Annotated in this window: 12 protein-coding genes and 1 tRNA gene; 11 read left to right on the forward strand and 2 right to left on the reverse strand. The window is 40.4% G+C overall.

Features of this window, described 5'->3' with window-relative positions; translation table 11 throughout:
- Nucleotides 1–551: 551 nt before the first annotated feature.
- The 3 genes from FTU36_RS11340 (at nt 552) to FTU36_RS11350 (ending at nt 2,771) form a co-directional block, all read left to right on the forward strand.
- Nucleotides 552–1,364, forward strand: a complete 813-nt coding sequence (locus FTU36_RS11340) for an HNH endonuclease (protein WP_180117940.1) — start codon at nt 552–554, stop codon at nt 1,362–1,364.
- 413 nt (nt 1,365–1,777) lie between these two features.
- Complete coding sequence (locus FTU36_RS11345) at nt 1,778–2,425, forward strand: hypothetical protein (RefSeq protein ID WP_180117942.1); 648 nt, start codon at nt 1,778–1,780, stop codon at nt 2,423–2,425.
- A 76-nt stretch (nt 2,426–2,501) separates the two neighbouring features.
- Nucleotides 2,502–2,771 (forward strand): hypothetical protein, encoded by a 270-nt coding sequence (locus FTU36_RS11350; RefSeq protein ID WP_180073952.1) that lies wholly within the window; start codon nt 2,502–2,504, stop codon nt 2,769–2,771.
- Nucleotides 2,772–3,048: 277 nt separating this feature from the next.
- Here the strand turns inward: FTU36_RS11350 and FTU36_RS11355 are convergent, their stop codons facing one another.
- Together FTU36_RS11355 and FTU36_RS11360 are read right to left on the reverse strand one after the other, a co-directional pair.
- A complete protein-coding gene (locus FTU36_RS11355) occupies nt 3,049–4,353 on the reverse strand; it encodes an integrase arm-type DNA-binding domain-containing protein (RefSeq protein WP_180105894.1) in 1,305 nt (434 codons plus the stop codon).
- 192 nt (nt 4,354–4,545) lie between these two features.
- A tRNA-Leu gene (locus FTU36_RS11360) sits at nt 4,546–4,632 on the reverse strand.
- 178 nt (nt 4,633–4,810) lie between these two features.
- Between FTU36_RS11360 and queA the strand changes: the two genes are divergently transcribed.
- The 8 genes from queA (at nt 4,811) to secF (ending at nt 13,073) form a co-directional block, all read left to right on the forward strand.
- The gene (gene queA / locus FTU36_RS11365) at nt 4,811–5,851 is read left to right on the forward strand and encodes a tRNA preQ1(34) S-adenosylmethionine ribosyltransferase-isomerase QueA (RefSeq protein ID WP_078191326.1); all 1,041 of its coding nucleotides are present in this window, start codon (nt 4,811–4,813) and stop codon (nt 5,849–5,851) included.
- Nucleotides 5,852–5,872: 21 nt separating this feature from the next.
- Nucleotides 5,873–6,901 carry a hypothetical protein gene (locus FTU36_RS11370; RefSeq protein ID WP_180117944.1) on the forward strand — a complete coding sequence of 343 codons (1,029 nt, stop codon included), beginning with the start codon at nt 5,873–5,875 and terminating at the stop codon, nt 6,899–6,901.
- Between the two features lie 54 nt (nt 6,902–6,955).
- Nucleotides 6,956–7,522 carry a LemA family protein gene (locus FTU36_RS11375; RefSeq protein ID WP_180110504.1) on the forward strand — a complete coding sequence of 189 codons (567 nt, stop codon included), beginning with the start codon at nt 6,956–6,958 and terminating at the stop codon, nt 7,520–7,522.
- An 81-nt stretch (nt 7,523–7,603) separates the two neighbouring features.
- Nucleotides 7,604–8,500 (forward strand): DUF4303 domain-containing protein, encoded by an 897-nt coding sequence (locus FTU36_RS11380; RefSeq protein WP_180117946.1) that lies wholly within the window; start codon nt 7,604–7,606, stop codon nt 8,498–8,500.
- An 80-nt stretch (nt 8,501–8,580) separates the two neighbouring features.
- Nucleotides 8,581–9,711: a tRNA guanosine(34) transglycosylase Tgt gene (gene tgt, locus FTU36_RS11385; RefSeq protein ID WP_078194179.1), complete on the forward strand. Its 1,131-nt coding sequence runs from the start codon at nt 8,581–8,583 to the stop codon at nt 9,709–9,711.
- 106 nt (nt 9,712–9,817) lie between these two features.
- The gene (gene yajC, locus FTU36_RS11390) at nt 9,818–10,147 is read left to right on the forward strand and encodes a preprotein translocase subunit YajC (RefSeq protein WP_078191271.1); all 330 of its coding nucleotides are present in this window, start codon (nt 9,818–9,820) and stop codon (nt 10,145–10,147) included.
- Nucleotides 10,148–10,201: 54 nt separating this feature from the next.
- Nucleotides 10,202–12,100 carry a protein translocase subunit SecD gene (gene secD, locus FTU36_RS11395; protein ID WP_180022571.1) on the forward strand — a complete coding sequence of 633 codons (1,899 nt, stop codon included), beginning with the start codon at nt 10,202–10,204 and terminating at the stop codon, nt 12,098–12,100.
- Between the two features lie 10 nt (nt 12,101–12,110).
- On the forward strand, nt 12,111–13,073 hold the full coding sequence (gene secF, locus FTU36_RS11400) for a protein translocase subunit SecF (RefSeq protein WP_180004599.1): 963 nt from the start codon (nt 12,111–12,113) through the stop codon (nt 13,071–13,073).
- The last annotated feature ends 22 nt before the right edge of the window (nt 13,074–13,095 follow it).

The following is a 13,095-nucleotide window of genomic DNA, read 5'->3' on the forward strand; positions in this document are numbered from 1 at the left end:
TCGCAAGAGATGCGATGGATGTCTGATGATTTGTAGTCATAAATTTAAGTCCCCACTTGTTTCTAAGTGGGGACTAAATTAAGGCTTATAGGATGAATTCAGAAGGTGTGTTCAGCGGACGCTTACAATTCATCTTGTGTTTTCTACCCTAAAGAATCCTTTTCTGAATAGAGGTATGGGGGGGTAGATGGGGGTATGGGGTGTTCAAATGTAAGAACCCTACCCTCGTAGTAATGTGAGCATTTTTCTCAAAACTTTTGTATTGAAAATTCTCTATAAAATACTTGCGTCGCCTACAAACGGGCTCTAATCTTAGCTTGACCTTTTCAGTCAGCATGCTGAGCTGTACGTTTCGAGCCAAAGCTTTCTCATTAGTAAGCTTAGGGTTACAGCACTAGCAGAGAGAAAGCGGGGGAATTTCTTCCCCCGCTTTTTTTTTAAGAATTGAATAAAGCATGAACATTCAAACAAAAAATTCCTTATTTCCCTAAAAAAGCCTACAAACAGCTTTCATACTTCTTCTCAGTCTTTTCAATACTGATAAACACATAATGTTAAATGCAGATTCAATACTTAATCACCTTTTAGTTAATTACTCCATGGAGCAATGGCCAACCCCCATAAACAAGGTTTATCGATTGCATCATCCTAAAATACATCCTTACCTCCACATTAATCGTAAAGTTCAAACCAAACAATTAGCGGTCTCCCTCAGATACGACACATTCAAAGAAGAGATCAAACAAATAGAGGGTGTCATATGTGGAACTGTTAGCCACCATGCTAATTACATTGCTTACTCTAAGCCTGAAAATATTGGAGAAAGTTCATACATTCCAACAAAACAACAAGAAACTCCTGCTGCACAACATTATGGTTTTGAAAATACAAAAGCATTAGATCGGTTTATGGAAGTATGTTTTGATCTCAAACCTACTATGAAAGTCATTTCAGAAGATTTTTCAGTGCCTCTTATACCTACTGAAAAAGATGCACTAATCAAGGCTCGTATTGGACAAAGCACTTACAGAAACGCTTTGTGTGATTATTGGAATGGTTGTGCTGTAACAGGTTGCACGCTTAACGACTTACTCATAGCTTCACATATCAAGCCATGGAGTGCCTCTAACAACAAGGAACGACTAGATCAATTTAATGGTTTGTTATTATCCCCCACATTAGATAAAGCATTTGATAAGGGACTGATCAGCTTCGATGCTGCAGGCTCAATCATGATTAGCCCTAAACTTAGCAAGGATACATTAGATCAACTAGGTATCTCACCCAATATGAAGCTAAGCAAGATTGATCCTCGCCATAATGCATATTTACAATGGCATCGAAATAATCTGTTTAACAGATAATGTAGATGTAATCCAAGTTTAGTACGACCAATCAATCACCCCAATAGCCCATTTACTCCCACATAAATAGACTAATCGGGTGATTGATAGATCATTCTGGTTTTACAAGGAAAACTCTCATTACTATTCTTATCAACTTTAATGAAAGTCGCATAAGGCACCGGAGGTGCCAAATACTAAACCCAACAACATAGACCAAACACTCATCCAACCTTCCCCCTCTTTTAAATAAGCCTCAGCCATATAATGTTTAAATCTCATTATTCTAAACAATTACAACACCTTAATAAATGCGTACGCAAGTACGTACTTACGCAAGTGCGTACGTACTAAATCATTGTTTTAAAAGAATATTTGGAAAATACATAAAAACTATGCCATAGTTTGATTCATACAAATTTCGAGTCCGAATTATGCCAACTCTACCGATACCAACGCAGCAATATGAGCTCCCATTAGCCTACCAACTAGCTCTAACACATTTATCCCAACACACTGGCAAACCGCCTAACAGTATTCTCATAGAAGCTATTGACGCACACCTCAACGAGCTTAACTCAGCATCAAAGCTGACAATGAATCCAATAGAACCAACAAAAAGAGAGGCAACACTTCTTCACTGCTTATCTCAAATTGATGTAATTCCAATAGGTAATAAATTTGGTCTTTTAGTCAAAGAAGCCTCTGGATACTTCAAAGAAAATAAGCAATATCTGAATCTAGCCCAGGCTCTGAGTCAGGCTAAGGAATACGAGAGAAACGGACATACAATATTAGACAACTGGATTCCTATCAGTGGCGACTATCCACCACTGATCCTCCATAAAGTAGGAGGTCTAGCACACCTTTGGTTTGGTCAAAACACTGCATGCAATCTCACCAATAACAAAGTTGTTAAACTAGAAGATTACACAATAAGCAAGGACTACCCAGCAGTGGAAATTTGCAAGTGTTGTTTGAATAACTATAAACGCACTTTCGCCCCTAAATTCCAACTAACGTTTGACAGCAATAATCACATAGAGTTTCCTAACCTTCAAAGCTTTGACCCATTATTCTGATTACTAAATTTGGTATGAGTCTCAATATACCTATAAAATATTGACTCCACTATTTATCAACAAGGAAGTTGATTAAATGATACAAAGTAACGAAGATGAAATAATACGAGCAACTATTGCTGCCTCTATGGAAATCATTGCAAGTAATACCCCATTAAGAGCAAAGCCTGCGAAATCTACATTTATTGTTTCACCTGAAGATCATCGAATGTTAGAGATCATTTGCAGACTTACAGGTAAAACCAAGCAAGAATATTTTGCTACTGCTCTTCAGAATGCATTAAAGGAAAAGTCATACTTAAATGATATTCCAATTGAGAAGATCAAAGCATTAGCAACAGTATAGTTTCATTTTCTTAGTGCATTAAAAAAGCCCCTTCTTAAAGGGGCTTTTTTAATGCTTGGTTCAATCATGAATGTAACACTGCAATGTTACCAATTGACCTTGGAGGTTTACGATGCGTGTTCTAGCAATCATCGTTATCATTATCCTAGTATTGATTTCGCAATCAGCTTACTAAGTTAATGGTCTGGGCGGCGGCAACCGCTCAGGCTCTCCTAAGTAAATGTAATTTAATAAAGGATAAACTTCAATACTCTATTGAATTATCCATAAACGTGGCTCATGCAATATTTCGCACAAATGGGATAACTTCAGGATTAGCATAGCTATAAGGTGAAACGAATCCTTTAACTGCAATATCCTGTAGATATCGGCTCCACCAATCCATCATCCTTTTTCGTTCCAACATATACTCAGCAACGTGTGTATATGCACCAACCACATCATTGCGTTCTTGATGGCTCATCTGCTTTTCAATCGCATCTCTTTGGAACAACCCACATTCACCCAATGCCGAACGAGCCATAGCTCTGAAGCCATGAAAGCAAACCTCTTTTTGTGTATCGTAGCCCATACGTCGTAAGGCAGTATTAAAGGTGTTTTCACAGATGAATGTCGTTTTCTTAAATGAGCTTGGAAAAACCAACTCCGAACTACTACTCAATTCCTTCACTTTAACCAATAAACTTAAAGCCTGTTCGGAAAGTGGCACAATATGAGGTTCTCTCATTTTAGCTCCCCTATCAGAATGCTTAACTCCATTGACATGGTTTCGCTTCGCAGGAATTATCCATTGCTTCTTCTTAAAATCGATTTCATCCCATCTTGCAAATCTTAGTTCGGATGAACGTATGAAGATATGTAAACTTAACTCCAAACAAAGCTTTGTCATTTCATCACCTGAGTCAGCTTTGATTCGTGCTAGTAGCTCAGGGAGACGAAGAAGAGGTAAAGCTGGTCTGTGATTTTTAGGTGCAGTAAGATCGAGGCTCTCCATTTCTCGTGCATGGTTTACTTCAATGTATCCATACTGAACAGCATAACTAAAGATAAGTACTAGATCAGCCCTTATTCTCTGAGCATTATCAGCACTGGTCTCATAGATTTTGTTTAAGGTAATACGAAGATCTTTTGGCTTAACATCTTCAATCTGAAAATTACCAATATGAGGAAATAGATGGTTCTCAAATTTTCTCAATCTCTTTTTCTTGGTTTCTTCATCTAAAGGCTTCTTAACAGCATACAAATCAAGCCAAGTTCTAGTGATGCTTTCTAGCGAGTAGTTTCTGCTTTGAGTGCTCTCTAGCTTTTCCAAGTACTCCTTCGGATCAATGCCTTCAGCTTGAAGAGTCAAATACTCTCGTCTTTTTTCACGAGCAAAAGCTAATTTACATTGAGGATAATTTCCAATCGTAACAACTACACGAGATCCCTGCTTATTCTTGTATTGGAAAATCCACGTCTTTGTCCCAGACTTCCTTATCCGAAGGTACAAACCATCACCATCGCATAATGTATAGTCTTTGGAATTGGGTTGAGAAGACTCAATTTGAGTCACAGTTAAAGGCTTAACTAACCGCGCCATACTTTTAGACATCCAGCTTTGTATTCTGGATGTTTATATGGATGTTTATTATTGAAGGCAAGAGCACAAAAAGGTACTAAAAAGGCACTATGTAAAAGCATGAAATATCACGCAAAGTGCACGTAAATCATTGATTTCCTTCAGGCAATAAAAAACCCCAAGTCTTAATAAGCTTGGGGTTTTTTAGAATTTTGGTCCCGAGGGTCGGACTCGAACCGACACATCATCTCTGATAGTGGATTTTGAATCCACCGCGTCTACCAATTTCACCACCTCGGGAAGGTGTTGAAACGTATAATAAACTGTTTCAAAAACTTGTCAACGCATGATGTTCTCATTTGATTAAAAATAAACCGTATAAGAATTTTTAGATGGATAATCCATCAATTTCAGCGTTAAAACCTAAAAAAGCTTATACTAAGCCAAATTTCATTATCCCCTTTTCAGATTTCTTAACATGCAACTTTCTGACTTTAACTTCAATCTCCCCGACGAACTCATTGCCCGCTATCCGCTTGAAACACGTAGTGCATCACGCCTGCTCCATCTCGACCTCAATGGCGAATATCACGACCATCATTTCACTGACATTTTAGACTTACTCAATGAAGGTGACTTATTGGTACTGAACGATACCAAAGTGATGAAAGCCCGCTTGAAAGGCAAACGCGCTACAGGCGGTGCAGTTGAAGTCTTGGTTGAACGTATTCTTGATCCAAAAACCGCACATTGCCACATTAAAGCCAGCAATACGCCTAAAGAAGGTGCGGAATTATTTATTGGTCCAGACGAAGTTAAAGTGACCGTTCAAGGCCGTCATGAAAACTTATTTGTTGTGGAATTTTCACAGCCTATTTTACAAGTTTTAGATTTATACGGCGCATTACCGATTCCGCCTTACTTTAACCGTGAAGCAGAAGCGATTGATACCGAACGTTACCAAACTGTTTTTAACGATCCGACCAAATTGGCTTCAGTTGCAGCACCAACAGCAAGCTTACATTTTGATGAAGCGCTACTCAAAAAATTGGCGGACAAAGGTGTAAATAAAACCTTTGTTACCTTGCATGTGGGTGCAGGTACATTCTTACCCGTACGTACCAATGACATTGAAAATCACATCATGCACAGTGAGTGGTGTGACGTATCAGAAGAATCTATGGCTTTAATCCGTGAGACAAAAGCACGTGGCAATAAAGTCATTGCTGTCGGTACTACAGCGACTCGTGCGACTGAAAGTGCCGCTCAAGCCAATGGCGGCGAACTCAAGGGCTGGACAGGTGATACGCAAATCTTTATCTACCCTGGTTATGAGTTCAAAGTGGTCGATCGTTTAATTACCAACTTCCATTTACCTGAGTCTACCCTGCTCATGTTAGTGTCAGCGTTGTCTAATCGAGACAATATTTTGAATGCCTATCACCATGCCGTCGACAGCCAATATCGCTTCTTTAGTTATGGCGATGCGATGTTAATTGATAACATTAACCACAAATAATCGAACGCTGAAATCATCCCTATGCCGATAGATTCTGTAAAGCACTCCATCCATATTCGTCGAAAAAAGAATGCTGTGGTTTTTCAGAATATCGCTCGGCTCTGGGATATAGGCCGAAACGCCAAAACACACCAAGAGCTCCTCGATGGACTGCATCCATGGAATGCTCCCATTACACTCAAATTTGAAAATTTACTGCCGCTGGCTTTAGCCGCACTGGGTATCGGATTCATGCTGTTTATTGTAATTCAGCCCGATCATGGCTGGGCACAGCTCTGCTTTGCTGCGGGATTGGTCATGGTGTTCTGGGCCTATATCAGCTATGAAAAAGATGACCCGCTCGAAGATGTTATTGCGTTTTTGGAAACCGAATGCATCGCAAAAAAATACCAACTGGCTTTTAACCGACAGCCTCAATACATTTCAATGCCGCTGAATAATCTGCAATTTATTGGCAATCTTAAACGTATGTTCCCCGTGTTTAAGCAAGGCAGCCTTTCGAATGATATTCAGACCTTCGCGAGCACCGTTTGGGAAGATGAAAATCAGCAACAGCATCAAGTCATGGTCTTTCAATATCACTATGTGAGTGAACTGAAGGTACGCGACAAAGACGGCGCTGAAGTCACGGTCAAAGAAATCCATAAAGACCTGTGGGGTGTATTCGTTTTTGATATTGGCATCCATGGGCTTGCCGTATCTGCAACAGGCAAAAACTTTGGCTATCCCTATAGTTTTCCTTGGCACAGCAGCGATATTCAAACCAATCAAAAATTAAAGTTTTATGGCGATAACCAAATGGAAATCACTAAATTACTCAGCCCGAGCTTTGTCCTCCGACTGGCGGATTTTTTTCAAAACCGTGAAGGTGATCTGCTATTTCATCCGAGCCACCGAATAATGTGCTATCTTGGCTCTACAGATTTATTTAAAGTCAGTAGTAAAGCAAAACGAATTCAGGATGTTTCGGCATTGCGTGGACATCTTAGAACCTTTAAATTAAACGCTTTAGAAAATTTGAAAAACGACTTAACGCAGTTTTTAAAATAGATTTCACTCAATAATGTTTTAAATTACGACCTTTTATCTTGAGGATAAAATTTTATGGGGCTTTTGATCTTTGTTTTAATCATCATTGCATTGGTGATTGGCGCAATCATGATTCGCAACAGTATTGTCCGACATCACAATGCAACCATTCGTGCATGGTCAGATGTAGCCAGCTATGAACGTCAAAAAATCAAAATTTTAGATGGATTACAGCCTTTGGTTGAGCAATATTCCAATTTTGAACAAGGGACTTTGGCAAAAGTCACTGAACTCCGTCAAAACATTATGAATTTGAACGTAAATAGTACCGATGTCAGCCAATTACAGCGTATCGAAGCCTTAAATCAAGATCTGATGCGCAGCCTGAATGTTGTGGTTGAAAACTATCCAGAGCTCAAAGCCAATGATATTTATCTGAAAATGATGAATGAAATTGAAGAACAAAACGAAAATGTCGGTGCGGCGATTACTATTTTTAACCGCAACGTTGAGTTGTTCAACAACCACATTCAAGTGTTTCCAAACAATATTATTAATACGCTATTGCTGAGTAAAAAAGCGGTTCGCCCTTTCCGCGATCAAGCTGTCAGCCAAAATTTTGATTATCGTCCGAACTTTTAAGTTCGGGCTTTAATGCACAAAAGTAAAAAAAATAATGATGAGGTGATCAAGCACCTCCAAAACTAGAAAGAAAAATAAAATATGCAAAATCAAATTAATGCACTAAAAAATGTGCTGATTCAGGCGTTTTTCAAACTCTATGAGCAGCACCAAGACGACCATATTTACGCATGTACGTTGGTGTTCAATCCCTATTTGTCCATGGACTATATCGCAGTCTCTACGCAGCGTAGTATTTTTGCCGAAGATGAAGATTCTGCTCAATATCTTGCAGCGCATGATCGATGGAATGTGTCGAAATGGCGCTATCGTAGCCTACCGGCTTTAAGTCAAGACTTGGCGCAGTTTAAACTGACATCTGTAAATGAAGTGGGCCATTTAAACCTTGATCCATCTTCTATAAAAAGTACGATAATGTCTGAATCGGCTAACCATCTTTCAATCTTGCTCAATGCCATACAACAAACAAAAATCGACTTGGTTCAGTCCTACGGCATAGAACTGGACAATATTCTGTTTTTTATCACGGTCCAGACACAGCCCGAAATAGAGATTTATTCAGCTCAAGTTTTAAATACTCCAAATACACAACTTGATGATTTTCTCAAATCCAAACAACCGCTCAAGCTCGACAGCTTACCCAAGCGTATGAAGCTATCTCAGTATGATAAAGACCTGTTGATTGATTTGGCTCAAATCGTTGAAATACAACCCTATAACTATTTACATGTAGCCAATGAAGTCTATCTTTTAAGCTTAGAAAAAAGCTATGCAAGCACGAACCCCTATATTCAAAAACTCATTGACAGCATCGTAGCCATGACATCGGACCCGAAAGGCACATTTGCGATGGAAAAAGAAGAAATTTTGCAGCGAATTAACCAGTTCTATTTTAATGCCAAGAGTTCAGATGAAACCTTGTCACAAGATGCAATCTATAAATTTACAGACTTAACACCCGACAAAGCTAGCGTTTAACCGCAGAATCAAGGAAAATAGAGCACTTTTAGCACTCTTACCATCAGCGAACTGTTTTTTCGCCTTGATCTGGACCTTGTATGAAGTTTGAAAAATTGGCGCAATCGGGCCGTGCTCGTCGCGGCCGTTTAACCCTTGAACATGGTGTTGTTGAAACACCTATGTTCATGCCTGTTGGTACTTACGGTACTGTAAAAGGCATGCTCCCACGTGACATTAAAGAAATTAAATCCCAAGTTATTTTGGGCAATACTTTCCATTTATATCTACGCCCAGGCCTAGATGTCATTCGTGAACATGGTGGTTTACACCAATTCATGAAATGGAATAACCCGATTTTGACAGATTCAGGCGGTTTCCAAGTCTTCAGCCTTGGCGCTATGCGCAAAATTAAAGAAGAGGGCGTGACTTTCCGCTCTCCGATTGATGGCTCTAAAGTCTTTTTATCTCCTGAAATTTCGATGGATATTCAGCACACGCTGAATTCAGACATCGTGATGATTTTTGATGAATGTACGCCTTATCCTGCGACACATGAAGAAGCGCAAAAATCACTGCAGCTTTCATTGCGTTGGGCGAAACGTTGTAAGACTCAACATCATGACGTGCTGAAAAACCGTAATGCACTATTTGGTATTATCCAAGGCGGCATGTATGAAGATTTACGTGATGAATCTTTAAATGGTCTCAAAGAAATTGATTTTGATGGTTATGCCATTGGTGGCTTGTCTGTTGGCGAACCTAAAGAAGAAATGATCAAAGTATTGGATTATCTTCCAGAGAAAATGCCTGCGGATAAACCACGTTACTTGATGGGTGTCGGTAAACCAGAAGATATCGTAGAAGCAGTTCGTCGCGGTGTCGATATGTTTGACTGTGTGATGCCAACTCGAAATGCACGTAATGGTCATTATTTTGTGACTGACGGTTTAGTGCGTATTCGCAATGCCAAATATCGTCATGATCAAAGTCCGCTTGACCCACATTGCGACTGCTATACCTGTACAAATTTCACCAAATCTTATCTCTTCCATCTTGAGAAATGCGGCGAAATGCTCGGTTCGATGCTCGGTACTATTCATAACTTACGTTATTACCTGCGTCTGACTGAAGCGATGCGTGATGCTCTCGATCATGGCACTTTTGATGAGTTTGTTGAAGACTTTTATCGTCGTCGCGGCATGGAAGTGCCACCTTGTCCTCAAGATTAATTCTTTCAGCATTTGCGCTGAAGAAAAAGACAAGGTAAATTGCTGAACAAGTCCAATTTATTTATCAAAGTATTGATAACCAGTTTTTTTAGTTTAGGAAAATGAAATGAGCCTTTTTATTTCTACTGCTCACGCGGCAGGTGAAGCTGCACAGCAACCGAGCATGATGGCAAACCTGTTGATGATTGCGGTATTTGTCGCAATCTTCTACTTCTTGATCTGGCGCCCTCAATCAAAACGTGCAAAAGAACATCGTGCACTAATTGAAAGCCTAGGTGTTGGTAGTGAAGTTGTTTTTGCGGGCGGTTTAATGGGTAAAATCACAAAAATCGAAGGTGATTTTGCAGTTGTTGAACTGAACCGTGGCGTAGAAGTAAAAGTACAACGCGCAAGTGTGATTTCAGTTCTGCCTGAAGGCACTCTAAATAACCTTTAATCAAAAAATAAGTCGTGCACCCGCACGGCTTTTTTCATTTTAAGAAGAAAACGAATGCGTTACCCAGCATGGAAATATCTACTGATTCTAGTGGTACTAGTCATCAGTACATTATATGCCCTGCCAAGTTTGTATCCTGATGAACCTGCTGTTCAAATTTCAGGTGCCAAAGCCGGTACCCAGATTGATCAAAGCATCGTACAAAAAGCAGAGCAGATTTTAAAATCTGAAAATATTGCCAGCCATGACAATAGCTTCACCAATAATGCCGCTTTATTACGTGTTGATTCGAGCGAACAACAATTAAAAGCAAAAGAAGCACTGCGTCGTGGGCTCGGTGAAAATTATGTCGTCGCACTGAACCTTGCGCCTACTACGCCAGAATGGCTACAAAAAATTGGTGCTAAACCAATGAAGCTAGGTCTGGATTTACGTGGTGGTGTACATTTCCTACTTGAAGTGGATATGGATAAAGCCATTTCACAACGTATGGAAACGTCTGCGGCTGACTTACGTCGCCAACTTCGCGACAATAAATTAAAATTCAATAGCTTATCTTTGAACAACAACACCATTACGATGCAATTTGCAAATAATGATGACCGTTCTGCAGCTATGGATTTCCTTCGTCGTAACGGCAATGAATATACTCAACAAGCGGTTGCAACAACTGATGGTTCGACTCTTCGTCTAAGCTACACAGATACACGTAAACAAGAAATTCAGTCTTATGCTGTCAACCAAAACTTAACGACTTTACGTAACCGTATTAACGAGTTAGGTGTAGCGGAAGCATTGGTGCAAACTCAAGGTAGCAACCGTATTGTGGTTGAATTACCGGGTGTACAAGATACTGCTGAAGCAAAACGTGTACTTGGTCGTACTGCAAACCTTGAGTTCCGCTTAGTTTCTGACTTAAATGATCAATATATCGATCCTTACACAGGACAAGCAAAAGGCTCATTACCGCCGGGTACAGAAGCTTTTGCTTATGAGTCTTTGGACAGCGGCCGTCAATTATTGCTTAACCGTAACCGTATCTTAACGGGTGAACGTGTACAAAACGCGTCATCAGGCTTTAGCCAAGATACAGGTGGTGCTGAAGTAAATATTACTTTGGACACTGCGGGCGGTAAGTTGATGTCTGAAGCTACTCGTAATGCTGTAGGCAAACGAATGGCTGTTTTGTTCATCGAGAACAAACAAAAAATTAGTTATGTTGCAGATCCTGCAACAGGTACACAAACTGAAGTTCGTACACCTTATACCGAATCTGTAGTCATCAATGCGGCAACGATTCAAGCTGTATTGGGTTCTCAGTTCCGTATTACCGGTCTAGATTCACCTCAAGAAGCATCTGAACTTGCATTGATGTTACGTGCAGGTGCTTTGGCAGCGCCAATGTACTTCGTTGAAGAACGTGTGATTGGTCCGAGTCTCGGTCAAGAAAACATTGACAAAGGCGTATTATCAACTCAAATCGGTTTCTTATTGGTTGCGATTTGGATGGTGGTCTTCTTCCGTGTGTTCGGCTTGATTGCCAACTTTGCACTCGTGGTTAACCTTGCCATGATTTTAACCATCATGTCTTGGATTGGCGCGTCCCTCACCCTTCCGGGTATTGCAGGTATCGTAATTACCATTGGTATGGCGGTCGATGCCAACGTACTGATCTGTGAGCGGATACGAGAGGAAATTAAATGGGGTGCCTCGCCGAAACAGGCGATTGTTGCGGGTTATGATCGTGCGTATAACACCATCTTTGACTCCAACTTAACCACATTCTTGGTTGCTTTCATTCTGTTCGCAATTGGTACAGGCCCAATTAAAGGCTTCGCGGTTACCCTAATGATTGGTATTGTCTGCTCAATGTTCACAGCAATTACTGTGACACGTGCAATCGTACAAATCATTTATGGTAAAAAACGTAACCTGAAGAAGTTGAGCATTTAGGAGATCGAAGATGACTGAAAATACTCAACCGAAACAATACGGCCGTCCGGACAACGAGCGCATTATTCCATTTATGAAGATTGCCAAACCGGCAGCCTTTATATCGATTATTTTAACGCTCGCAAGTATCTTTTTTATTTGCACCAAAGGTCTAAACCTCGGTTTGGACTTTACTGGCGGTGTGGCAGCAGAGTTGAACTATAGTCAACCAGTAAAATCTACCGATGTGAGCTCAGCGCTGACAAAAGCTGGTTTTAAAGATCCTGTAGTACAAACCTTAGGATCTGACCGCGACCTGATGGTTCGTATGCCAGTTCAAAAAGACATTGAAGCTGAAGACTTAACCAAAGCCATTACGACTGCTGCTCAATTGCCAGGCAATAAAGCAGAAGTACATAAAGTTGATGTGGTTGGTGGTCAAGTCGGTAATGAACTCTATGTGCGTTCTGCGGGCGCTGTAGGTCTTGCCCTACTGCTCATGCTGGTTTATGTCACTATTCGCTTTGAGTTCAAACTTGCAATGGGTGCTGTACTGTCTTTATTCCACGATATCGTGGTAACCATTGGTATCTTTGCCATGATGCAGTGGCCGTTTGACTTAACAGTTTTGGCTGCGCTACTCGCGATTATTGGTTTCTCGCTCAACGATAACATCGTTGTATCTGACCGTATTCGTGAAAACTTCCGTAAGATTCGCGGTGCTGAACCTCTTGAAGTTGTGAACAGTGCTTTGACTGAAACACTTCGCCGTACCATTCATACCTCAATGACACTATTACTGGTTGTTGTAGCGATGATGGTACTGGGCGGTGATGGTCTGAAATGGTTCTCTGTTGCAATGTTTGTTGGTGTATTTGTGGGTACATATTCATCAATCTACATTGGTACAGCCTTCGCGTTATGGCGTGGCCTGAACCGTCAAGACTTCATTGTACAAGTGAAGCCTGAATTTGAAGAAGAAGAGATTCCTTAAGCTTTTCGACTTATAGTTCAGA

Origin of the sequence: Acinetobacter sp. YH12096, assembly GCF_013419215.1 — a bacterium.
Lineage (GTDB): Bacteria > Pseudomonadota > Gammaproteobacteria > Pseudomonadales > Moraxellaceae > Acinetobacter > Acinetobacter amyesii.

Excerpts from the sequence above, each read along its gene's own strand:
- FTU36_RS11340 (WP_180117940.1), top strand. The coding sequence starts at position 552 with ATGTTAAATGCAGATTCAATACTTAATCACCTTTTAGTTAATTACTCC.
- FTU36_RS11345 (WP_180117942.1), top strand. The coding sequence starts at position 1,778 with ATGCCAACTCTACCGATACCAACGCAGCAATATGAGCTCCCATTAGCC.
- FTU36_RS11350 (WP_180073952.1), top strand. The coding sequence starts at position 2,502 with ATGATACAAAGTAACGAAGATGAAATAATACGAGCAACTATTGCTGCC.
- FTU36_RS11355 (WP_180105894.1), bottom strand. The coding sequence starts at position 4,353 with ATGGCGCGGTTAGTTAAGCCTTTAACTGTGACTCAAATTGAGTCTTCT.
- queA (WP_078191326.1), top strand. The coding sequence starts at position 4,811 with ATGCAACTTTCTGACTTTAACTTCAATCTCCCCGACGAACTCATTGCC.
- FTU36_RS11370 (WP_180117944.1), top strand. The coding sequence starts at position 5,873 with ATGCCGATAGATTCTGTAAAGCACTCCATCCATATTCGTCGAAAAAAG.
- FTU36_RS11375 (WP_180110504.1), top strand. The coding sequence starts at position 6,956 with ATGGGGCTTTTGATCTTTGTTTTAATCATCATTGCATTGGTGATTGGC.
- FTU36_RS11380 (WP_180117946.1), top strand. The coding sequence starts at position 7,604 with ATGCAAAATCAAATTAATGCACTAAAAAATGTGCTGATTCAGGCGTTT.
- tgt (WP_078194179.1), top strand. The coding sequence starts at position 8,581 with ATGAAGTTTGAAAAATTGGCGCAATCGGGCCGTGCTCGTCGCGGCCGT.
- yajC (WP_078191271.1), top strand. The coding sequence starts at position 9,818 with ATGAGCCTTTTTATTTCTACTGCTCACGCGGCAGGTGAAGCTGCACAG.
- secD (WP_180022571.1), top strand. The coding sequence starts at position 10,202 with ATGCGTTACCCAGCATGGAAATATCTACTGATTCTAGTGGTACTAGTC.
- secF (WP_180004599.1), top strand. The coding sequence starts at position 12,111 with ATGACTGAAAATACTCAACCGAAACAATACGGCCGTCCGGACAACGAG.